19 protein-coding genes and 1 tRNA gene are annotated in these 21218 nt (G+C 66.1%); 13 read left to right on the forward strand and 7 right to left on the reverse strand.

Annotated features, from left to right (window positions below; all coding sequences use genetic code 11):
• Positions 1-64 precede the first annotated feature (64 nt).
• Complete coding sequence (locus ACFXKN_RS21365; RefSeq protein ID WP_379433669.1) at positions 65-1390, forward strand: MFS transporter; 1326 nt, start codon at positions 65-67, stop codon at positions 1388-1390.
• A 75-nt stretch (positions 1391-1465) separates the two neighbouring features.
• Here ACFXKN_RS21365 and ACFXKN_RS21370 read toward each other — a convergent pair whose 3' ends face one another.
• Together ACFXKN_RS21370 and ACFXKN_RS21375 are read right to left on the reverse strand one after the other, a co-directional pair.
• Positions 1466-2572, reverse strand: a complete 1107-nt coding sequence (locus tag ACFXKN_RS21370) for a DUF4185 domain-containing protein (RefSeq protein WP_378947979.1) — start codon at positions 2570-2572, stop codon at positions 1466-1468.
• A 167-nt stretch (positions 2573-2739) separates the two neighbouring features.
• Positions 2740-3489 carry a crotonase/enoyl-CoA hydratase family protein gene (locus tag ACFXKN_RS21375; RefSeq protein WP_379433670.1) on the reverse strand — a complete coding sequence of 250 codons (750 nt, stop codon included), beginning with the start codon at positions 3487-3489 and terminating at the stop codon, positions 2740-2742.
• Between the two features lie 114 nt (positions 3490-3603).
• Between ACFXKN_RS21375 and ACFXKN_RS21380 the strand changes: the two genes are divergently transcribed.
• The 5 genes from ACFXKN_RS21380 to ACFXKN_RS21400 all read left to right on the forward strand — a co-directional run bounded on the left by ACFXKN_RS21380 (position 3604) and on the right by ACFXKN_RS21400 (position 6308).
• Entirely contained in the window at positions 3604-3921 is a 318-nt protein-coding gene (locus ACFXKN_RS21380) for a hypothetical protein (protein ID WP_378947992.1), read from the forward strand.
• A 209-nt stretch (positions 3922-4130) separates the two neighbouring features.
• Positions 4131-4652, forward strand: coding sequence for an NADPH-dependent FMN reductase (locus ACFXKN_RS21385; RefSeq protein ID WP_379433691.1), 522 nt, complete (start codon positions 4131-4133; stop codon positions 4650-4652).
• Positions 4645-5142, forward strand: coding sequence for a flavin reductase family protein (locus ACFXKN_RS21390; protein ID WP_266294373.1), 498 nt, complete (start codon positions 4645-4647; stop codon positions 5140-5142). Before ACFXKN_RS21385 ends, ACFXKN_RS21390 begins: the two co-directional genes overlap by 8 nt.
• Before the next feature lie 109 nt (positions 5143-5251).
• The gene (locus ACFXKN_RS21395) at positions 5252-5590 is read left to right on the forward strand and encodes a hypothetical protein (protein ID WP_378947995.1); all 339 of its coding nucleotides are present in this window, start codon (positions 5252-5254) and stop codon (positions 5588-5590) included.
• Between the two features lie 436 nt (positions 5591-6026).
• Positions 6027-6308, forward strand: coding sequence for a hypothetical protein (locus tag ACFXKN_RS21400; RefSeq protein ID WP_378947998.1), 282 nt, complete (start codon positions 6027-6029; stop codon positions 6306-6308).
• A 135-nt stretch (positions 6309-6443) separates the two neighbouring features.
• On the opposite strand, the gene ACFXKN_RS21405 is transcribed toward ACFXKN_RS21400, so the two are convergent.
• Positions 6444-6514: transfer RNA gene (locus tag ACFXKN_RS21405), tRNA-Gly, on the reverse strand.
• A gap of 283 nt (positions 6515-6797) precedes the next feature.
• Here ACFXKN_RS21405 and ACFXKN_RS21410 point away from each other — a divergent pair.
• Positions 6798-7259 (forward strand): hypothetical protein, encoded by a 462-nt coding sequence (locus tag ACFXKN_RS21410; RefSeq protein ID WP_378948265.1) that lies wholly within the window; start codon positions 6798-6800, stop codon positions 7257-7259.
• Positions 7260-7439: 180 nt separating this feature from the next.
• Positions 7440-8039: a dCTP deaminase gene (dcd, locus tag ACFXKN_RS21415; protein WP_378948001.1), complete on the forward strand. Its 600-nt coding sequence runs from the start codon at positions 7440-7442 to the stop codon at positions 8037-8039.
• Here the strand turns inward: dcd and ACFXKN_RS21420 are convergent.
• The gene (locus ACFXKN_RS21420; RefSeq protein ID WP_378948004.1) at positions 7985-8467 is read right to left on the reverse strand and encodes a hypothetical protein; all 483 of its coding nucleotides are present in this window, start codon (positions 8465-8467) and stop codon (positions 7985-7987) included. The genes dcd and ACFXKN_RS21420 overlap by 55 nt on opposite strands.
• 203 nt (positions 8468-8670) lie before the next feature.
• Here ACFXKN_RS21420 and ACFXKN_RS21425 point away from each other — a divergent pair, with 203 nt between their 5' ends.
• The 3 genes from ACFXKN_RS21425 (at position 8671) to ACFXKN_RS21435 (ending at position 13044) form a co-directional block, all read left to right on the forward strand.
• Positions 8671-9930, forward strand: coding sequence for a helix-turn-helix domain-containing protein (locus ACFXKN_RS21425; RefSeq protein ID WP_379433671.1), 1260 nt, complete (start codon positions 8671-8673; stop codon positions 9928-9930).
• A 183-nt stretch (positions 9931-10113) separates the two neighbouring features.
• Positions 10114-11358, forward strand: coding sequence for a pyridoxal phosphate-dependent aminotransferase (locus ACFXKN_RS21430; RefSeq protein ID WP_379433672.1), 1245 nt, complete (start codon positions 10114-10116; stop codon positions 11356-11358).
• Between the two features lie 414 nt (positions 11359-11772).
• Entirely contained in the window at positions 11773-13044 is a 1272-nt protein-coding gene (locus ACFXKN_RS21435) for a YibE/F family protein (RefSeq protein ID WP_379433673.1), read from the forward strand.
• Positions 13045-13122: 78 nt separating this feature from the next.
• On the opposite strand, the gene ACFXKN_RS21440 is transcribed toward ACFXKN_RS21435, so the two are convergent.
• Positions 13123-14364, reverse strand: a complete 1242-nt coding sequence (locus ACFXKN_RS21440) for an Hsp70 family protein (protein ID WP_379433674.1) — start codon at positions 14362-14364, stop codon at positions 13123-13125.
• 177 nt (positions 14365-14541) lie between these two features.
• Positions 14542-15864 (reverse strand): UDP-glucose dehydrogenase family protein, encoded by a 1323-nt coding sequence (locus ACFXKN_RS21445; protein WP_379433675.1) that lies wholly within the window; start codon positions 15862-15864, stop codon positions 14542-14544.
• A gap of 253 nt (positions 15865-16117) precedes the next feature.
• On the opposite strand from ACFXKN_RS21445, the gene ACFXKN_RS21450 reads away from it, so the two are divergent.
• The gene (locus tag ACFXKN_RS21450; protein ID WP_379433676.1) at positions 16118-16642 is read left to right on the forward strand and encodes a YdcF family protein; all 525 of its coding nucleotides are present in this window, start codon (positions 16118-16120) and stop codon (positions 16640-16642) included.
• An 80-nt stretch (positions 16643-16722) separates the two neighbouring features.
• Here ACFXKN_RS21450 and ACFXKN_RS21455 read toward each other — a convergent pair whose 3' ends face one another.
• Positions 16723-17448: a hypothetical protein gene (locus ACFXKN_RS21455; protein WP_378948026.1), complete on the reverse strand. Its 726-nt coding sequence runs from the start codon at positions 17446-17448 to the stop codon at positions 16723-16725.
• A gap of 458 nt (positions 17449-17906) precedes the next feature.
• On the opposite strand from ACFXKN_RS21455, the gene ACFXKN_RS21460 reads away from it, so the two are divergent.
• Positions 17907-21092 carry a (Fe-S)-binding protein gene (locus ACFXKN_RS21460; RefSeq protein ID WP_378948030.1) on the forward strand — a complete coding sequence of 1062 codons (3186 nt, stop codon included), beginning with the start codon at positions 17907-17909 and terminating at the stop codon, positions 21090-21092.
• The last annotated feature ends 126 nt before the right edge of the window (positions 21093-21218 follow it).

Consider the following 21218-nt stretch of genomic DNA (forward strand, 5'->3'; position numbering starts at 1 on the left):
CTACTTTGCTCTTACCCAGCGAGCCGATCGGGCACCGCAACGGGCAGAGAAAAGGAACACAGCTATGAAAGTGTCTCCAGTGACGGCGGCGGTAACCCCGACGACGCCGGCTACGAGTATGCGCAAGGTGGCCATTGCGAGTTGCATCGGCACCACGATCGAGTTCTACGACTTCTTCATCTACGGCACCGCCGCGGCCCTGGTGTTCCCGAAGGTGTTCTTCCCTGCCCTGGGGTCGACGGCAGGGACCTTCGCCTCCTTCGCGACCTTCGCTGTCGCCTTCATCGCGCGGCCGGTCGGCGCCGTGCTGTTCGGGCACTACGGCGACCGGATCGGCCGCAAGAAGACGCTCGTCTCGACTCTGCTGCTGATGGGTCTGTGCACAGTGCTCATCGGGATGCTCCCCGGCGCGGGCACCATCGGCGTGGCCGCGCCGATCATCCTGGTGCTGCTGCGATTCGGCCAAGGGTTCGCGGTGGGTGGTGAATGGGCGGGCGCGACCCTGCTGACCGCTGAGTACGCCCCGCCGGGCAAACGCGGTCTCTACGCCATGTTCCCGCAGGTCGGACCGGCCTTCGCCTTCATCCTGTCCAGCAGTACCTTGCTCATCACCGGCGCGGTCCTCGGCGACGCGAACGACGCCTTCCTCACCTGGGGCTGGCGCATCCCGTTCCTGTTCTCCATTGTCTTGCTCGCCATCGGCCTGTACATGCGATTGGCGATCGAGGAGACGCCGGTGTTCCGTGCGAACCAGGCGCAGCGAGCACTCGACACGAGCAAGCCGAACGCCCTGCCGTTCCTCGACGCCTGGCGCTTCCAGGCCAAGGAGATCCTGCTCTCGGCCGGTTCGCTGGCTCTGCTGTTCGCCTTCTTCTATATGGGCACCGCGTACCTCACCAGCTACGGGACCAAGACCCTCGGCTTCAGCAGGCCGTTCGTGCTGACCGTTGGTATCGGCGCCGCGCTGGTCTTCGGCGCGGCGATCATCGTCTCGGCGCTGTACTCGGACCGCCTCGGTCGCCGCCGGGTGATCATGGTGTCGTCCGGGCTGGCCGTCGTCTGGTCGCTGATGTTGTTCCCGCTACTCGACACCAAATCCCCGGTGGCCTTCGCGATCGGCGTCGGGATCACCCTGGCGATCTTCGGCATCGCCTACGGGCCCTGTGGCGCGCTACTGCCGGAAATGTTCCAGACCCGCTTCCGGTACACCGGCGCCGGACTCGGCTACAACCTGGCCGGCGTGCTCGGTGGGGCGATTCCCCCGCTGATCGCCGCACCGCTGACCGCGTCCTTCGGCAGCATCTCGATCGGCGTCATGCTGTCCGGGCTCGCCGTGCTCAGCCTGGTCTGCACCAAGGCACTGGTCGAGACCAAGGACCAGGCCATGTAGGACCCGGAAATCACACGACGCGCCCCGTTCGTCATCGAACGGGGCGCGTGCGTTGGCGCCGTGGGCGGCCGGGAATCAAAGCCTGGTGCGCATGAGGACGACGTTGTACTGCGTGTGGATCGTGGTCATGAAGTACAGGTCGCTGCCGGTTTGGTACGGGAAGATCGATGGCGCGTAGGCGGTCGGCAGATCGCGGGCGTCGATCAGTACCTCCGGTCCGCTCCACGGGCCTACGGGGGAGGACGCGCGGCGCATCACCACGGAGTTGAACGGGTCGGTGGTGAGGGAGATGAACTGGCCGAGGTGCTCGTTGTACATCACCGAGAGTTCGCCGACGCCGCCCATGATGGGGGCCGCCGCGTTCACCTCGTTGAGCTTCCAGTCGTGGCCGTCCCAGTACTCGTAGGCACCGAGGTTCTCGATCTGGGCTTCGGGGACGCGGGCGATGAAGGCATCGTTGTTGCGGCCGGCGCGGGTGCCGTATTCGTAGACGAAGCCGCCGTCCTTCACGAAGCTGTTCATCTGGAAGTTGGCGTTGCCACCCTCATCGGGACGGCGGGTGTGGCCCAGATCGGCCCAGGTCTCGCCGTTATCGGCCGAGGCGGCCAGGCCGGAGAAGCTGGTGGTCCACTCACCGGGCGCGTCCCAGGTCTTCACCGACATCAGCGACAGGTACTGCACGCCGTTGGCCGAGATGCCCGCGGTGGGGATGCGGCTGATCTCCAGGAAGGGGATCTTGGGGCTGGGGATCAGGTCGCGCGCCTGGCCGATGACATCGCGCACGACACCGTCGAACATGATCCCGTCGGACGGGTTCTGGTCATGGCTGCGGACCAGGATGTTGGAGCGCCACGCCCAGGTACTGCCCGCGAGCAGGTTGGGGAAGCCGAGGCCCGCGGTGTCGCCGAAGGCGGTGAGCATCTCGCCGCGCCCGTTGTCCCACATGATGCCGAGATCGGTGCCGAGGACGTTGTAGTTCTGGGTGTTGTTGGGGCTGGCCATGCCGGTTACCTGGAACACCGCCTGGGTGCGTCCGTGCAGAACGGGCAGGCCATGGGTGCCGTTGAGAACGGGAATCGGGTTGATGGCGTTCGGGTTCGCCACGGCGGGAGGTGCCGCGCTCACCAGCAAGGCCGTAATACCTGTGAGTGCGGACAACAGGGCGGAGCCGGTCTTGTTCACAGGTGTTCGAGCCTCCGGGTCAGGCCGAAATCCAGGCACGTTCCAGGCTTGCCGTCACGTACCACTCTTCGACTGGTCAGCGAATCGAAGCGATGCTAACAGCCGCTAACAGTGAGGTGCGGCACATACCTCCGGTAGTTGGCATAAATTCCCCGGTGGATTGCTTGTCAGTCGCTACTGCTCATGGCCTTACGCAGCAGCAATGGCAGTTGGGCCATTCGCTCGGCGGCGAAGGTGGCGCGGGAACCGTGCTGCCACGAACGGTCGAACAGGTGTTTGGCGGCGGCGACGGCGTTGCGGTCGCGGGCGGTGGCGCGGTCGGCCAGGGCCTGGGCGGCCTTCACCGGGTCGTCGGCGACGTCGGTGATCAGGCCGATCCGGAGCGCGTAATCGGCGTCGATCGAGTCGGCCGTCATCGCCAGCAGCTTGGCCTGGTCGATGCCGATGAGCTGTGACAATGCGGCGGGGCCTGTCATATCCGGAATCAGCCCGTGGGCGGCCTCCATCACCGAGAATTCGGCTGTGGGGGCGGCGATCCGGAAGTCGGCGGCCAGTGCGATCTGGAGGCCGCCGCCGAAGCAGCGCCCGTGGACGGCGGCGATCACCGGGACGTCGAGGCGGCGCCAGGCCCAGCAGGCTTCCTGAAAGGTATTGGTGCCGCGCAAGGGTCGTGGCAGGAATTCTTTGACGATAGCCACCGGATTGCGAGTGGCCGCGGCGATATCGAGTCCGCTACTGAAGCTCGGACCATTTCCGGTGATGATGACGGCGCGGGTTGTCTTGCGGTCGGCCACTTTTCGGGCCGCGTCGACAAGATCGCGGAGCATTTCCAGGGTGAGCCCGTTGTGTTTGCCGGGCCTGTTCAGTTCGACATAGGCGCGATTGTCGTCGAAACGGACGGTGATGTTGTCTCCCATGTGCCTATCTTACTCGCGAGTCAGTTCGAGTGGGTGGCCACGCGGACGATGGTGCGGCATGATCCGAACGCATCGCGCGTCGTTCGACGCGCGACGATCGAGAGGACTCCCCGAATGCGGATCTGTCTGATGGCCGCGGCACTGCTCGCGCTGCCGGTGCTCTCGGCCTGCGGCAGTGGCGACGAAGCACCTGCGGTGACTCAGGCCGAGCTGTCGAAGTCGTTGCAGGACAAGGGGTTGAAGAATCCCGCGCTGGCCGACTGCGCGGCGAAGGTGTTCCTCGACTCGGGGATGTCGCAGGACGGGCTGCGGGTGATGGTGTCGAACGCGCAGTCCGGCGATCCCGCCGAGCTGCTCGGCGAAGGCGACGCGGCCAAAGTGAGCGCGGCGCAGTCGAAGATCGCGGCGGATTGCGTGCGCGTGGGCAGCTGACCCGAGCGCGTATCGATCGCGCCGATTCAAACCCTCGTCGGGGTCGGCTGCCGGTGTTGCACTGGAACAGCCGACGACGAGGAGGAGCAGCCGTGACCACGGAGAGAATCGCCGACCAGGTCTCGTTCGCCTACTGGGTGCCCAACGTCAGTGGCGGGCTGGTGACCAGCGATATCGAGCAGCGCACCAGCTGGGATTTCGACCACACAGTGACGGTCGTCGTCGGAAACCCGAAACCCGCATCGCGCACCCTGGCCGCGGCCGTGCAGATCGCGCGGGCACTGCGCCCCGGCACCGAGCCCGCGGTGATCGACCTGGTCACTCTCGGGCCCGGTCTGCTCGGCTGGGGCGACCCGGCGGTGACTGCGGCCGCGCGCGCCGTCGCGTCCTCCGAGCTCGTCGTGTTCGCGAGTCCGACCTTCAAGGCCACCTACACCGGACTGCTGAAACTGTTCCTCGAACAGTTCGACGGCGGTACCGGCTTGGCCGGTGTGGTGACGGTGCCGGTGATGCTCGGCGCGGGCCCGGCCCACGCGCTCGCGCCCGACCTGCTACTCAAGCCCGTCCTGGTGGAGATCGGCGGCACCGCCGCACTGCCAGGGCTCTACCTCTCCGATCAGACTTTCGGCGAGGACGGCGTCATCGAGGAATACGCGCGGCGATGGGGACCCGTCGTCGCGGCACTGACAGATCCGGCGGGTAGGCCGGTGGAGGCAACGAATCATGCATGAGCTCTTGGACTTTCCCGCCGACGGCAACGGCCTGCGCCGTGCCTTCGCCAACTTTCCCAGCGGTGTGGTGGCCGTGTGCGCCGAGATCGACGGCGTCCCACACGGTTTGGCGGTGAGCACCTTCGTCCCCGTCTCCCTCGATCCGCCGCTCGTCTCGTTCTGCGTGCAGAACTCGTCGTCGACCTGGCCGAAATTGGCAGGTGCCGGCCACCTCGGCCTGAGCCTGCTCGGCACCGACCAGCAAGCCGCGGCCAAGGCGCTCGGCGCCCGCAACGGCGACCGCTTCCGCGAGACCGCCCTGCACCGCGGAACCGGCGAAGCGGTCTTCATCGACGGCGCCACCGCCTGGATCGAAGGAGTCCCGGAGACACAGGTCAGCGCGGGCGACCACCTCGTGGTGATCCTGCGCGTGAACCGCGTCGCCGCCCGCGAGGACATCGACCCACTGGTCTTCCACGGCAGCAAGTTCCGCACCTTGCACGCGGGCTGATCGCCGCGTAACAGCAAGCGTTTCACCAGCTTTCGCCAAGGGATCTCGACAAATCTGTCACCGGGGACAGCGTTTGTGCCTGTCCACTCCAGTGAACGGGGAGATTCTGATGAGTTCGTTTGTCGGTCGTGTGGGTGCGGTGTGTATCGCAGTCGGCGCAACGTTTCTGGTGTCCGCACCTGCCCAGGCAGGCCCGGACTCGAATGCGTGCCTGACGGTCGCGAACCAGCTTCCCGACACTGTTGTCATCCACTTGGAGAATGCGTTCGAGGACGAATGGTGGGAGGTGGCCCCCTTCACCACCACGATATTGACAGTGGGCGACCAGGCGATCGCCTCCGACGATGGCTGGGTGGTGCGAACCCCGCCACGTGGCACGTGGTACTTCGATTCCGCGCGGAACACCGACTGGGGCTGTGACGGCTCCTGGGTCTTCACCACCTACTGACTCGGGCCAGACCGGCAGAAACGACAAGACCCCAAGGTTGACCTGCGCTCATGCCGAGTTTCGTGCACAGTGGTCGACATTGAGCACTCACCCAGGGGAGTTGGCCGACGGCTCGACACGAACATCGGCTACAACGGGCAAAGCACCTCACATTCCGGACAACGTCTGTACTCACCCGAAACAGGATCCGACCAGGGCAAACCCGGAACGATGAATGGTGTGGTCGTTCCGCAAACGGGAACGCGTCCGGGCGGAGCCGCGGCATGCGCGAGCGCCTCGCCCTCCCTGACGAATCGCACACCGGCATACAGATAGTCCGGGTCATCGCTGCCCTCGTCCACCGCGCGATAGATAACCGAGTAGACCGCCTCGTACTCCACACTCCGAGCCTATTCGCGAATCCCGCCCCAAGTCGCGGGCTGGTGTTCGAACCCTGATGGTCCCGGAAGCCATCCGGCCGGACATCCTGGCTCACCTCGAGAAGTACGTCGACAACCGGCCGGATGCCTACGTGTTCACCGGGTTGAGGGGAAATCCGATGCGGCGGTCCAACTTCACCAAGAACGCGACCTGGAAGGTGGCCACCATGTCGGTAGGGCCGCCGGGCATCCACATTCACGACTTGCGCCATGCCGGGGGCCTGTGGGCCTCGAAATCGGGGATGTCGACCAAGGATCTGATGTCGCGGATGGCCACGACGATATGCGGGCCGCGCTGATCTACCAGCGGGCAACCGATGACGCCGAACGTCGCATAGCCGACGATCTTTCGCAGATGGCGAAGGACTGAGTGCTCGGACAAGATCAACAGAAACAACAAGACCCCCAGGCTGACCTGGGGGTCTTGTGTTTTGAGCCGATGACGGGAATCGAACCCGCGCCATCTGCTTGGGAAGCAGAAGTTCTACCATTGAACTACATCGGCACTGCGCCACTGGGGGCTCTCGCGACTCTATCAGAACTCGCGTGGGGCGATGCAACTGTTGCCGCGTCTGTGGGGGTGGTCGGCGCATCGTTGGGGATCGGGCGCGATTCGGCCGTGGTTGTCGGTGGGTGGATCTAGAGTGCGGGCAGCGGGTTTCGCACATTTTCGTCAGCGTTCGTGCGGGATCCGGCCATGCCGTGTCGTGCGGCGTAACTAGTTCTCCGGCTCGAGGGTTCGGCTCGGTGGGTTGGGTCGATGGCCGGAACGGCGAAAGGCTGACTTGATGAAGCGCGTTCTGTTCGTTTCGGTGATCGCGGCGTTGGCGGTGCTCGGCGCGGGATGCTCGGATGATTCCGGGTCCAAGACCGAGACCACCAGCAAGACCACCACCACCGTGAAGCCGACGACGACCACGGCTGCCCATGATGAGGGGCACGGGGATCCGGGGCATGTGCACACGACGGCGCCCGCGCCGGGGCCGAACATGATGCCGAACCCGAACGGGGACGGGACGTGGGTGCCGTGTGAGGGGACCATCTGTACGAACCCGAACCACGGCGGTGGCGATCCGGTGGAGACCTCCGAGGTTGGCACGCCGGTGCAGCCGACGGTGGTTCCCACCGGTCCCAGCGACATCGTCAACCCGACTTCGGAGAAGCCGCCGACCTCGCCCGGCGCCCTGGTGAACCCGACCATCGAGAAGCCGCCGACCTCCCCGGGCGACATCGTGGCGCCGACGCCGTAGTTCGCCGAGCTGGGAGATCATGGCGGGCCGACGCGGCGACGATGGCATTCGAGTCCAGCCCGCGGGTGAACGCGACTCCGGTTCACCCGCGGAACGGACGAGGTCGCCTGGCGGAGTGGCTGACGCGTCGCCCGCAGGGGTGGGGGCCCTACCTGCGCCGCAGCTGCCTACACTGGGCCGGTGCTGCTCTCCGATCGTGACATCAGGGCCGAGATCGCCGCTGGGCGGCTCGGTGTCGAACCGATGCTCGAGTCGATGGTTCAGCCGTCGAGTATCGACGTGCGCCTCGACGGGCTGTTCCGGGTGTTCGACAACAGCCGCTACACCCATATCGATCCGGCGCAGCAGCAGGACGAGCTGACCAGTCTGGTGGAGCCGAAGCCGGGTGAGCCGTTCGTGCTGCATCCGGGGGAATTCGTGCTCGGGTCCACGCTCGAGGTGTGCTCGCTGCCCGACGATCTGGCGGGGCGGCTGGAGGGCAAGTCGAGTCTGGGGCGGCTCGGGCTGCTCACGCATTCGACGGCGGGGTTCATCGATCCGGGGTTCAGTGGGCACATCACCCTGGAGCTGTCGAATGTGGCGAATCTGCCGATCACGCTGTGGCCGGGGATGAAGATCGGGCAGCTGTGCCTGATCCGGCTGTCCAGCCCGGCCGAGCACCCGTACGGCAGCGCCAGAGCCGGGTCGAAGTATCAGGGTCAGCGGGGGCCGACGCCGTCGCGGTCCTACCTCAACTTTCCCCTCTCGCCCGATTCGCTGAGCGCGGTCGAGACCCGCTGAGGGCCCGCCGTCACGGCGAGACTCAGCACCAGGGTCAGTGCCGGGAGGGTGTCGCCACCGCCGGACGGTGGCCGCACCCAGTGACAGCCCTCGCGGCTCCAGCGGCCCAGATTGGTCGGCAGCATCACGGCGCTGCCGGTGCCGGGGATGTCGATATCGAGCCCCGCGAGCTCGGCGGCCTCTTCCTCGGAGGGCCTGGCGTCGGGCACGGCGAGCACACTCCAGCGGATCTGGCGTGCCAGCACCGGACCGTCACAGCGTTGCTCGCGCAACGCCGTGAGCACCTTCTCGGCGCGCGTGGTCGGTAGGTGCACCACGCAGAGCCGGTCGGTGATCGGCAGCATCACAAAGCCGCCGCGCTCGCGGACGGGTAGCCGGAATTCACGCTGGTAACACCGCACCCAGTCGTCGACAGTTCTGGCTTCCACGCTTCCAGAATCGCCCACGCGCGAGCGCGTGACCACTGCCCCGCACCGCCCTTTCACTGCCTCTGGCAACCGATTCCGCGAACTTGTGGTGTGTCTCACTGTCACGCTCGTACTCTGGAAGGAGCTTGTTAGTCGGATGAGGTGACGCCGTGGTCGGAGAGTGGACAGGGAGAGAGGCCAGAGCTCTTCGCGATGCCAAACGAATGAGCATCCGGGAGTTCGCGGCTCATCTCGGTGTGCACGAACGGCTGGTGTCGAAATGGGAAGCAGGCGGGGTGCGGGTGCGCCCACGTCCGGTGAATCAGGCCGCGCTCGATACGTCACTGGCCCGCTCCGATGATGTTGTGCGCGCGCGATTCTCGACCCTGCTGGCGCCCGCGGGTGATGCCGATCTGCTCGCGTTCGTCGATGCGGGAACTGTCAAAGGTGCTGTGCCCGAGGTGTTGTCGGAGAGGGAGTTGATCATGGCGGCTGCGCACGAGGCCAGCGAACACGCGGCCGCCGCGGAGGGCACCAACGTGGGAGCGACGACGTTGGCCCAGCTCGACGCCGACGTCCGGCGCATCGCCAACGAATACGTCCATGCCGCACCGGCACCGATGATGGTGGAGATGCTGCGGGTGCGCAGGCGGGTGTATCGACTACTCGACGGGCAGCAGAAGCCGGTCGACACCAGCCACCTCTACCTGCTGGCCGGGACGTTGTCGGGGCTGCTGGCGAACGCGAGTACCGACCTGGGCTATCTCGACGCTGCGGGCGAACAGATCAGGGCCGCTTGGGCTTACGCGGAACTGAGCGGACACAACGGGTTGCGCGCGTGGACCCGCGGCATGCACGCGCTGATCGAGAACTGGTCCGACCGGCCGCGCAACGCCGTCCAATTAGCGCGCAGCGGACAGGAATTCGTGGGGCCCGGCCTCGGCCGGGTGCGGCTGCTCAATATCGAGGCAAGGGTGTGGGCGCGGCTCGGCAGCGATACCGAGACCGACCGGTGCCTGCGCGCGGCCGAGGTGGCGGCAGGCGACCGGCGCGACGAACTGCACGACGAGATCGGCGGGGTGTTCGGTTTCGGCCCGCCCAAGGCCGCCTACTACGCGGGCGCCACCTGCATCCAGCTCGGCCGCGCCGAACAGGCACTGGCCGCCACCGAACGCGCCATCACCCTCTACTCGAGCGGCCCGCCGTTACAACGCTCCTACGGCGCCGAATCGCTGGCCCGCGTCGACAACGCGGCCGCCCACCTCATCAACGGCAGCATCGACGGCGCCGCCGACGCCCTGCGCCCGGTCCTCGACCTCCCCGAGGACAAGCGCATCGCCCAGCTGAGCGAACGCCTCGTAGGCCTGCGCCGCCGCATCGCCGCCCCGACTTATCGTGACGCTGTCGAAGCGCGCGGCCTGGACGAACGAATCGAAGAGTTCTGCGTCGCGACGGCCGCCCTCGCCAGTCACCCGAGACTCTGAATCTCCAGATAACGCCTGGTCGCGCACGCACATGGGTACTCGCCGGGGACGAACCAGCTGGTTCACCACCGTGCCGTCGGCCGCGAACGCACGCCCCAGCGCGCCTAGGACTGGCCTAGAAACGCAGGGAGGCGAGACAGCGGGTCGTCAAAATCCATTTGATGGTGGTGGCACCATGGATGGGTGAGTAGCCAACATCCGCATGTGCCCCCGCGCGTTCTCGAGCAGTCGACGAAACTGCAGAACGTGGTCTACGAGATCCGTGGGCCGGTTCATGCGCAGGCAGCACGCCTGGAGGCCGAGGGCCACCGCATTCTCAAGCTCAACATCGGCAACCCGGCCCCGTTCGGCTTCGAGGCGCCCGATGTGATCATGCGCGACATCATCGCCGCCCTGCCGTATGCCCAGGGGTACTCGGAGTCCAAGGGCATCCTGTCGGCGCGGCGCGCGATCGTCACCCGGTACGAGCTGGTGCCCGGCTTCCCTGAGCTCGATGTGGACGACGTCTACCTCGGCAACGGGGTGTCCGAGCTGATCACCGTCACCATGCAGGCCCTGCTCGACAATGGCGACGAGGTGCTGATCCCGGCGCCCGACTACCCGCTGTGGACGGCCATGACCAGCCTGGCCGGCGGTACTCCGGTGCACTACCTGTGCGACGAGGAGAACGGCTGGCAGCCCGATATCGCCGATATCGAATCGAAGATCACCGACAAGACCAAGGCCCTGCTGGTGATCAACCCGAACAATCCGACGGGTGCGGTGTACTCGGCGGAGGTGTTGCAGCAGATCGTCGACCTGGCGCGCAAGCACCGGTTGCTGCTGCTGGCCGACGAGATCTACGACAAGATCCTCTACGACGACGCCAAGCACATCTCGCTGGCCTCGCTCGCCCCCGACCTGCTGTGCCTGACGTTCAACGGGCTCTCGAAGGCGTATCGGGTGGCCGGTTACCGCTCGGGCTGGCTCGCGATCACCGGGCCCAAGGAGCACGCGGCCGGTTTCCTCGAGGGCATCGATCTGCTCGCGTCCTCGCGACTGTGCCCGAACGTGCCCGCTCAGCACGCCATCCAGGTGGCGCTCGGCGGACATCAGAGCATCGAGGATTTGATCCTGCCCGGTGGGCGGCTGCTCGAGCAGCGCGATGTGGCGTGGGAGCGGCTCAACATGATCCCGGGTGTGTCGTGTGTGAAGCCGCGTGGCGCGCTGTACGCGTTCCCTCGGCTCGATCCGAATGTGCACGAGATTCACGACGACGGAAAGCTCGTGCTCGATCTGCTGTTGCAGGAGAAGATCCTGATGGTGCAGGGGACCGGCTTCAACTGGCCCGCGAACGACCATCTGCGGATCGTGACCCTGCCGTGGGCGCGCGATCTGGCCGTGGCGATCGAGCGATTCGGCAATTTCCTGGCCAGCTACCGGCAGTAGGGTTACAGGTGATACTCACTTGTCACGGCTTTGACCAGTGAGTTTCCGGGGTTGTAGGCAGGATGGGGTTCCTGGTATCCCCCGTATAAACAGACTGTGAGTTCGGAATGTTGGATGTTTTGAAGATCTACTAGTGCAAATATCCATCTTTTGTGTACAGTAGACCTCGGCGCTTCGGCGCCCTGGCCCGGTTGTCTACCCCCCCTGGACAACCGAGAGCCTTAGGTACGCGCGCCTACCCCCCTGGGCGCCTGCCTCCGGCGGCGGAGACACCCCCCTGCTCTCCGCCGCCCACAAACCCGCCTCCCCGGGTCTAGGTCAGACCTAGACCCGGGGAGTTTTTTGTGTACGCCATTCGCGGAGAGGCGGGGCGTGTGGGGTGTTCTTGAAAACGAGATCCGTTAAGCTTCGGCCGTGAGCGAGCATCATCACCATCACGACCATTCTGGGCCGATTGCCATCAGTGACACTGCGGCGAAGGTTGTAGTCGGGTTGTTGGCGATCATCGGGGCGGTGGTGTTGGTCGCGACGGTGATTTTGTGGCCGAGCGCGCAGCACGTCGAGATTCCGTTGCCGATGCAGACCATGTCCGGTGAGGCGGTGCAGACCGAGGCCGGAACCGTTGTGATGCAGGACATCGGTCCCTGCGGGAGTCCGTCGAACGGGAAGGTGTTCGCGGACACGCCGCAACCGCCGCGGACCTCCTCCTACACGTGTCAGCGCAGCATCATCGAGCTCAGGTCGGGGCCCGACGAGGGCCAGAAGACGTTGTTCGAGATCGCGCCGGGGCCGGGGCAGCCCGATCTGCGGGCGGGCGACGACATTCGGGTGGTGCGAGCCGCGGATCCGGCGGGCGTCACCATGTACGGCTTCGAGGACTACTCGCGCGGGCTACCGTTGGCCCTGATCGTGCTCGCGTTCGTCGTGGTGATCTGTGTGGTCGCGCGGTGGCGGGGATTCCGGGCGCTCGTCGGGTTGTGTTTCGCGTTCGGTGTGGTGGTGATGTTCCTGTTGCCCGCGCTGCTCGACGGGAAGTCGGCGATTCCGGTCGCGCTGGTGTCGGGGGCGCTGATTCTCTACGTGGTGCTCTACCTCGCGCACGGGGTGAATCTGCGGACCAGTTCGGCGTTGCTCGGGACGCTCGCGTCGATGGTGGTGGCGGCGGTGCTGTCGTGGCTGGCGATCGAGGTCACGCACCTCACGGGGTTGTCCGAGGAACAGAACACCAACGTGGCGACCTACATTCAGCACGTGAGCATCACCGGGTTGCTGCTGGCGGGGTTCATCATCGGTTCGCTCGGTGTGCTCAACGATGTGACCATCACGCAGGCCTCGGCGGCCTTCGAGCTAGCCGCGCTCGACGAAGGCGCGACGCGGCGGGAGATCTTCACCGCGGCCATGCGGGTCGGGCGCGACCACATCGCCAGTACCGTCTACACGCTCGTGCTCGCCTATGCGGGTGGGGCGCTGCCACTGCTGCTGCTGTTCAGCGTGGCGGGGCGGTCGATCACCGATGTGCTGACCGGGGACGCGGTGGCCATCGAGATCACCCGATCGGCGGTGGGTGGTATCGCGCTGGCGTTGTCGGTGCCGTTGACGACGGCGATCGCGGTGATGCTGGCCCGGCCGTTCGGGTCGAAGCAGGCAGCGGTGGCGCCCGCGCGGGCCAGGCACGCCCGGAACTGAATCCGAGCGTCGGACCGGCACCCGGAATTCAGTTCGGCATACCGCGCCCGGAACTCGGCAGGCCTTCGAATCGAGCGGTTACTGACCGGCGGGTGGGAACCCGGGCAGTACGACCGGGGGCAGGGTGGGCAGTACGACCGGGGGCAGACCGGGGACCACGGTGAAGGTGTTGGGGCCCTGGGCGGGCGGCGCGGTGGTGGTTACCTCCGCTTGGCGCGGATTGGCCGGTGGGGCGGCGACGGTTTCGTGTTGGGCCTCGGTGGTCGCGACCGGAGCCGTCGTCGGGCCGACGGCGCTGGGGCGCGGCGGAGTGGACGCGGGGACGGCCTGCGAACCGTCCGTCGACGAACCACGCTCCAGCACTTCGGGGCCGTAGCCGAGGCCGAGGCCGATCGCGGCGACGACCACCAGCGAACTCACCGTCAGCACCGCCACGTTCAGTTCGCGGCGGGAATGAGCGCGGTTGGTGAGTGCGCTGAGCGGGCGGCGGCCGCGGGTGGGCGCGGTCAGCCACGCGGGGGTCGGGTCGTCGTGTTCGCCCATCGGAATCGGCACCGGGGCGACGGGTGCCTGCTGGACCTGGGCGGGCCGGGCGAGCAGCGCGGCACCGCGGGCCAGCGCGGTCTCCGGCTCGGCGGGCACGATCACCGGCACGCCGATCGTGCGCTCGAGCACGCGCGCGATCAACGGAATCCGGGCGCCACCACCGAGAACCATGACCGCCTGCACCGGATGCTGTGCGCGGATGATGACATCGCGGGTCATCCGGGCCGACGACTCGATCGCCAGCATCATCAGCGCTTCGAAATTCTCCTGCGTGAGCAGGACCAGACCCTGCTCGCTGGGTAACGCCACCGCGTTGCTGTTGGACAGCTGCTCCTTGGCGGCCCGGCACAGTGCGTCGAGGGCCGCCAGGCCCGCCGGGTCGGCCGGATGCGCGATCCGGCCCGAGGCGATCTGCTGCTCCCTGATCAGCGAATCCAGGTAGTCGCCGCTGATGTCGCTGATCCGCTCGCACTGGTACACATCGCTGGTGCGGGCGTTGATCACGCTCACCGTGAGACCCGAACTGCCCAGGTCGTACACGGCCAGCGTGGACACTTCGCGCATATCGCTGGTGGCGTGGGCGAAATGCACGGCGGCAACGGCTTCGGGAACGAGCTGGTAGTTGGTGAGCTGGCGCCGTGCCATCGCGGCGCGGACCGCCCTGGCCTGCGGTTCGCTGCGGAAAGTGACGGTGGTGGCGACGACCTCCGGCGATGCGGCCAGCATGGCGGCGATCGCGTCGGCAGCGGACTCCTCGGCCCGCTGTTCGGGCATCGAGATGGATTGCAGCTCGAATGAATACGGTGGGACGGAATCGTGCGGGCCACCGTGCTGCGGACGCGCGAGGCGAACCGTCCCGGCCCCCACCGATACTCCCAGAACCGAACTCATCCACTGCCCATCTCGTCCGTGCTGCACGAAATTCGCCCAGCCCCCGCTTGGCTCGCTACTCTACGGGGTACCGAGTCCGGCGTACACCCACCCGGCTTGACGCCAGGCCGCGCTATCCAAGCAGTTGCGACCGTCGATGATCGAACGGGAACGTACCACCGGGTCCAGGTCGGCCGGTGTCAAAGCGGTGAATTCGTTCCATTCGGTAAGTACCAGCACCACATCGGCGCGATCACAGGCCTCCGAGACCGAGGTGGCGTAGTTCAACGTGGGGAACACGCGGCGCGAGTTCTCCACCGCTTTGGGGTCGTACACGGTGACGACGGCGCCGTGCAGCTGGATCATGCCCGCCACATTCAGGGCAGGCGAATCGCGCACATCATCGGATTCGGGCTTGAAGGCCGCGCCGAGGACGGCCACATTCGCGCCGAGCAGGGAACCGCCGCAGGCGCGGGTGGCCATGTCGACGACCTTGGTGCGGCGGCGCATATTGATGTTGTCGACCTCGCGCAGGAACGCGACGGCGTGATCGGCGCCGAGTTCGCCCGAGCGTGCCATGAAGGCGCGGATGTCCTTGGGTAAGCAGCCGCCACCGAAACCCAGTCCGGCATTGAGGAATCGGCGGCCGATGCGGGCGTCGTAGCCGAGCGCGTCGGCCAGCATGGTGACATCGGCGCCGGTGGCCTCACAGACCTCCGAGACGGCGTTGATGAACGAGATCTTCGTCGCCAGAAAGGCATTCGCCGAGACCTTCACCAATTCGGCGGTGGCCAGGTCGGTGAGCAGGAAGGGGATCTCGGCGGCGATGAGGTCGGCGTAGATCTCGCGGATGTGCTGTTCCACCCATGCCGAACGTTCGCGGCCGTGGTCGAGACCGAGGACGAGGCGGTCGGGACGCAGGGTGTCCTGAACCGCGAAACCCTCGCGCAGGAACTCGGGGTTCCAGGCGACCTCGACCTCGACATTCGCTTGCTCGCGGGCCCGAATACCAAGGGCGGCGGCGGTTCCCACCGGCACTGTGGACTTGCCGACAATCATCGCCGGGCGTTCCAGCATCGGGGCGAGCGTATCAACCACCGCGTGAACGTATTTCAGGTCGGCGCTGTACTCGCCCTTCTTCTGCGGCGTTCCGACACCGAGGAAGTGGACGTCGGCGTGGGCCGCGGCATCGGAGTAATCGGTGGTGAACCGGAGGCGGCCGGCGGCGAGGTTGCGTTGCAGGACCTCCTCGAGTCCCGGCTCGTAGAACGGCACCACTCCATCGGCCAACTTGGCCACCTTGCCGGGATCGACGTCCACCCCGACCACGTCGTGTCCCAACTCGGCCATACACGCTGCATGCGTGGCTCCGAGGTACCCCGTTCCGAAGACTGTGCATCGCATAGTTCTGTTGGTAGGCGGCGCGCGTGGCTACGCCGCGTCAGCGAGGCAAGAGGGGGCGCAACATCTGGTGTACAGGGGGAAACGGTAGCTGGGGTGATTGGCTTGCGGGGCTCTCACCTGCGAGAACGCGGTAGCCGGTCGGTGCACGGTTCGGATCGTCGGCCTGCACTCGCGGCGTACCGCTCGGCTTCGCCGGGATTGGCATAATCGTGTGGAATCGCACGAATTCGCCATCGCGGACGGAGCATTGACTATGCGTCGGGTCCTGTTCGCCACGGGTGGATTGCTGGTCGTGGTGTTGATCGCGGTGGTCGCGCTGTGGCCGGTGTATGTGCGGCCGCGCACGGATGACCCGCGGATGGCCGACGCGATTCTCGTCCTCGGTGGGGCGCACGACGGCCGCGAACAACTCGGTCTGCGGCTGGCCGCGCAGGGGTACGCGCCCCGCGTCCTGGTCTCCAACCCCTACGACCGCAGCCCGATGGTGAATCGAATCTGCCACGGGGGTTACAGCTTCGAGGTCATCTGTTTCGACCCCGACCCACGCACGACCCTCGGCGAAGGCCGCGAACTGGCACGGCTCGGTGCCGGCTGGGACCGCGTCATCGTGGTCACCTTCACCCCGCACATCTCCCGCGCCCGCTACATCCTCGGGAAATGCTGGGACGGGGAGCTGCTGTTCGTCGACCCCGAACCACACCTCTCGCCCGCCCGCTGGGCGTGGGACTACGTATATCAGTCGGCGGGGTACGTGAAGGCCTGGTTCGCCGATTGCTGAGGGGGATCGCCGAACGCGTAAGGCCCCGCTCCGAACAGGAGCGGGGCCTTAGCGGGAAAACTGTTGGGGCGTAAGCCCTATCAGTTGGCCGGAGCGACCTCAGGAGCCGGAGCCGCGACGGCCTTCGGCTTGTCGGCCCACACCGTGGTGCCGTCCGGAGCCTGCAGCACCTGCAGCAGCTCCCAGCCGGTGACGGCCATGGTCGGACCACCGATGGCGATCATGCCAACGATTCCACCGACAGCGGCACCGACGGTCAGACCGGGGATGCAACCGACGGGGATGGTGACGACGCAGCCGATCAGCGCGCCGACGGCGGTGCCGACGAACGTGCCGATGGCGGTGCCGATGCTGAACTTGCTGGAGAAGTCGTTGATCGCCTTCTGGTTCTCCTGCGCCGACGCGATGTCCTTCAGGACCGGCTTCGGGCTGACGACCTGCTGGCCGATGGCCACGCCGGCCGGCCGCTCCGGAGTGAGCTCCAGAACAGTGGAGTCCTTGACGACCTCGGTCTTGGTCGGGATCTCCGCGCCACCGATCGAGAAGGCGATCGGCAGGGCGATCACGACCGCGCCGCTGGTGTCCTTGATCTCGGCGATCTTGGTCTTGGGCGCCTCGGGGGTCTCGCCATCCTGCTCGACGATCGAGAAGGTGCCGTTCTTCACGGTGGCGACGACGGTCTTGTCGACCAGCTTGACCGAGTACTTGATGTCCTGCGGTGCCTCTTCGGCATGAGCAGTGCCCATGGCAACGGTCATCGCCCCGATAACCAGCGCGGCAGCCGCAGTGGTCCTACGGAAGTTCATTCAGGTTCCAATCCATCAGGTGTGGTGCGGCGTGCGATCGAGCGACACGCGAGATCTCGTCAAGCAGGGCATCCGTATGAGATGTCTCCCACTTCTCCCCGAGCAGTGTGTAGACCGGCACAGCATGCAGAACAGCTGGAGCCTAATGGACCGAATCCCCTGAGACCAGAAGGAATTTCGGCGGAGTTAGTAAGCCTGACCTTAGCTTCACCGCAGTTCACGCACGGTTTACGGTGTTCAGCAGGTGTTACGGGAACCCCCTAGCAAACAATTTTGTGAGATTGCTCACAGGCAAACCACAGGTCAAATCCCAGTAAACAAGGTCAGAGCGCAAAAGCCGATCCTACGGTGGACAGCTGTAGTTACTGGCCGGTAACTTAGTGGCGGTTACGATACGAGCAATCGGGTGAGGTCTCCTCGCTCAGACCCTCGTGTTGCCTCGAAAGAAAGGTCGCGACATGAATGCCCTGACAATCACGTTGGGCACGATTGGAGCTGTGCTCAGCCTGTTCTGTTGGGCGTCGTTTATCGGCGGCGCATGGAACATCGGCAAGGCCATCACCATCGGCCAGTCAGCTCCCGATCGTTGGCGACCGTTCTTCCCGCGGTTCAAGAACATGTTCATCGAGGTCGCGGCCCATACGCGGATGAACAAGTTCCGCACCGTCGGCTGGGCGCACTGGCTGGTCATGACCGGCTTCATCCTCGGCGCGATCCTGTGGTTCGAGGCCTACGGCCAGACCTTCGACGGCTCGTTCCACTGGCCGATCATCGGCAACTGGGCGATCTACCACCTGACCGACGAGATCCTCGGCATCGGCACCGTGGTCGGCATCGGCGCGCTGATCATCATCCGTCAGCTGAACCACCCGCGGATTCCCGCGCGCCTGTCGCGTTTCACCGGCTCCAAGATGGCGCCCGCCTATGTCATCGAGACGATCGTCTTGATGGAGGGCCTCGGCATGATCTTCGTCAAGGCGGGCAAGATCGCCACCTACGGGAACGGGCACGCCTCCACCGACTTCTTCACCATGCAGATCGCGAAGCTGCTGCCCGCGAGCCCGACCATGGTGTCGATCTTCGCGTTCATCAAGCTGATGTCGGGCATGGCCTTCCTGTACCTGGTCGGCCGCAACATCACCTGGGGCGTGGCCTGGCACCGCTTCTCGGCCTTCTTCAACATCTACTTCAAGCGCGAGGCCGACGGCAGCGTCGCCCTCGGCGCGGCCGCGCCGATGATCTCCAACGGCAAGGTTCTCGACATGGAGAACGTCGACCCCGAGGTCGACACCCTTGGTGCCGGCCGCATGGAGGACTTCTCCTGGAAGGGCTGGCTCGACTTCACCACCTGCACCGAGTGCGGTCGCTGCCAGTCGCAGTGCCCCGCCTGGAACACCGGTAAGCCGCTGTCGCCGAAGCTGCTGATCATGTCGCTGCGCGACCACGGTTACGCCGCTGCCCCGTACCTGCTGGCCGGTGGCCGCAAGGACGCCGGTGGCGACGAGATCGGCCTGGTCGACGCAGATGGCAAGCCCGATGAGGCCGCGCTGGCCAAGATTCCCGAGGCCGCCCGTGCCGAGGCCGATCGTCCGTTGGTCGGTGGCGAGGATGTCCACGGCATCATCGACCCCGAGGTGCTGTGGAGCTGCACGACCTGTGGTGCGTGTGTCGAGCAGTGCCCGGTCGATATCGAGCATGTCGACCACATCATCGATATGCGCCGCTACCAGGTGCTGATCGAGTCGGAGTTCCCCTCCGAGCTGGCCGGTCTGTTCAAGAACCTGGAGAACAAGGGCAACCCGTGGGGTCAGAACTCCAAGGACCGCCTGAACTGGATCTCCGAAGTCGATTTCGACATCCCGGTCTTCGGTAAAGACGCCGACAGCTTCGACGGGTACGAGTACCTGTTCTGGGTCGGTTGTGCCGGTGCCTACGAGGACCGTGCGAAGAAGACCACCAAGGCGGTCGCGGAGCTCCTCGCGACCGCGGGGACCAAGTTCATGGTGTTGGGTGCGGAAGAGACCTGCACCGGTGACTCGGCTCGTCGTGCGGGTAACGAGTTCCTGTTCCAGCAGCTGGCTCTGCAGAACATCGAGGTCATCAACTCGGTGTTCGAGGGTGTCGAGCAGTCCAAGAAGAAGATCGTCGTCACCTGCGCGCACTGCTTCAACACGCTCAACAACGAGTACCCGCAGGTCGGTGGGACCTACGAGGTCGTGCACCACACCCAGCTGCTGAACCGGCTCGTGCGCCAGAAGGCGCTGGTCCCGGTCGCCACGGTCTCGCAGAACATCACCTACCACGATCCGTGCTACCTGGGCAGGCACAACAAGGTCTACGACGCACCGCGTGAGCTGATGGAAGCCTCCGGGTCGAATCTGATCGAGATGCCGCGGCACGGCGAACGTTCCATGTGCTGTGGTGCCGGTGGTGCTCGGATGTGGATGGAAGAGCAGCTCGGCAAGCGCATCAACGTCGATCGGGTCGATGAGGCGTTGTCGACCAACCCAACCAAGATCGCGACGGGTTGCCCGTTCTGCCGGGTCATGCTCAACGATGGTGTGACCGCCCGTCAGGAGCAGGGCCAGGGCGAGGGCGTCGAGGTTGTCGATGTTTCGCAGCTGATGTTGGACTCGATCACTCGTATCGACGCTGCTGAGTTGTCGGCGAATCTGGTTGTTATCCAGGAGCCCAAGGCTGAGCCGGAACCCGAGCCGGAACCGGAACCGGTGGCCGAGGTCGCCGCTGCGGCCGCGCCGAAGGCCGCTCCTGCTGGTGGCGGTCTTGGCATGAAGGGTGCTGCCAAGGCTCCCGGTGGTGGTCTGGGTATGAAGGGTGCCGTGAAGGCTCCCGGTGGTGGGCTCGGCATGAAGGGTGCTGCCAAGGCACCGGGTGCGAAGGCCGGCGCTGAGGCTGCCCCCGCCGAAACCGCTGCGGCCGCTCCGGCCAAGGGGCTCGGCATGAAGGGTGGAGCGAAGGCTCCCGGCGGTGGGCTCGGTATGAAGGGTGGCGCCAAGGCCCCCGGTGCCAAGGCGCCTGCGGCTGAAGCTGCCCCCGCTGCCGAAGCTCCCGCTCCCGCGGTCAAGGGTCTTGGTATGAAGGGTGGAGCGAAGGCTCCCGGTGGCGGGCTCGGTATGAAGGGTGGTGCGAAGGCTCCCGGCGCGAAGGCTCCGGCCGCTCCCGTCGCGGAAACCCCTGCCGCCGAAGCCGCTCCCGCACCGGCCGCGCCGGTCAAGGGCCTCGGTATGAAGGGCAAGGCCAAGGCTCCGGGTGCCAAGGCTCCGACAGCATCGGCCCCCGCGGCAGCTCCGGCCCCCGAGGCGGCTCCCGCTGAAGCTCCAGTCGCCTCCGAGGTCTCGGCTCCCGCCGAATCCAAGCCGTCGGTGCCCGCGAAGGGTCTGGCCATGAAGTCCGGCCTCAAGCGCCCCGGCCCGAAGGCTCCCGGCACCGCTGCGGCACCTGCCGCGGCACCGGAACCCGAAGCCCCGGCGGAACCCGCGGCTGAGCCGGAAGCGCCCGCGGCGGAGTCGGCCGCCCAGGCCGAGCCGACCAACGGCAACGGCACCTCGGTGGCTCCGCCGACCGCCAAGCCCGGCGGCCTCGGCTTCAAGTCCGGTGCGAAGTCTCCGGGTCGCAAGAACTAACAAACTGAACACCGACAACCAGTGAGGCGCGGATTCCCCGGAACCCGCGCCTCACTGCTTGTCTGGGCACCCGTACCTCCATACGGCCGGTTTTGATATCATGAAGTCGATAGTTTTGATATCTGG

It is taken from the genome of Nocardia sp. NPDC059195 (genome assembly GCF_042754695.1).
In the GTDB taxonomy this organism is placed as follows: Bacteria; Actinomycetota; Actinomycetes; order Mycobacteriales; family Mycobacteriaceae; genus Nocardia.

What these genes read in the sequence shown, in the direction of transcription:
- ACFXKN_RS21365 (WP_379433669.1), top strand. Translation starts at nt 65, where the DNA reads ATGAAAGTGTCTCCAGTGACGGCGGCGGTAACCCCGACGACGCCGGCT.
- ACFXKN_RS21375 (WP_379433670.1), bottom strand. Translation starts at nt 3,489, where the DNA reads ATGGGAGACAACATCACCGTCCGTTTCGACGACAATCGCGCCTATGTC.
- ACFXKN_RS21380 (WP_378947992.1), top strand. Translation starts at nt 3,604, where the DNA reads ATGCGGATCTGTCTGATGGCCGCGGCACTGCTCGCGCTGCCGGTGCTC.
- ACFXKN_RS21390 (WP_266294373.1), top strand. Translation starts at nt 4,645, where the DNA reads ATGCATGAGCTCTTGGACTTTCCCGCCGACGGCAACGGCCTGCGCCGT.
- ACFXKN_RS21395 (WP_378947995.1), top strand. Translation starts at nt 5,252, where the DNA reads ATGAGTTCGTTTGTCGGTCGTGTGGGTGCGGTGTGTATCGCAGTCGGC.
- ACFXKN_RS21400 (WP_378947998.1), top strand. Translation starts at nt 6,027, where the DNA reads ATGGTCCCGGAAGCCATCCGGCCGGACATCCTGGCTCACCTCGAGAAG.
- ACFXKN_RS21410 (WP_378948265.1), top strand. Translation starts at nt 6,798, where the DNA reads ATGAAGCGCGTTCTGTTCGTTTCGGTGATCGCGGCGTTGGCGGTGCTC.
- ACFXKN_RS21425 (WP_379433671.1), top strand. Translation starts at nt 8,671, where the DNA reads ATGAGCATCCGGGAGTTCGCGGCTCATCTCGGTGTGCACGAACGGCTG.
- ACFXKN_RS21440 (WP_379433674.1), bottom strand. Translation starts at nt 14,364, where the DNA reads ATGCCCGAACAGCGGGCCGAGGAGTCCGCTGCCGACGCGATCGCCGCC.
- ACFXKN_RS21445 (WP_379433675.1), bottom strand. Translation starts at nt 15,864, where the DNA reads ATGCGATGCACAGTCTTCGGAACGGGGTACCTCGGAGCCACGCATGCA.
- ACFXKN_RS21450 (WP_379433676.1), top strand. Translation starts at nt 16,118, where the DNA reads ATGCGTCGGGTCCTGTTCGCCACGGGTGGATTGCTGGTCGTGGTGTTG.
- ACFXKN_RS21455 (WP_378948026.1), bottom strand. Translation starts at nt 17,448, where the DNA reads ATGAACTTCCGTAGGACCACTGCGGCTGCCGCGCTGGTTATCGGGGCG.
- ACFXKN_RS21460 (WP_378948030.1), top strand. Translation starts at nt 17,907, where the DNA reads ATGAATGCCCTGACAATCACGTTGGGCACGATTGGAGCTGTGCTCAGC.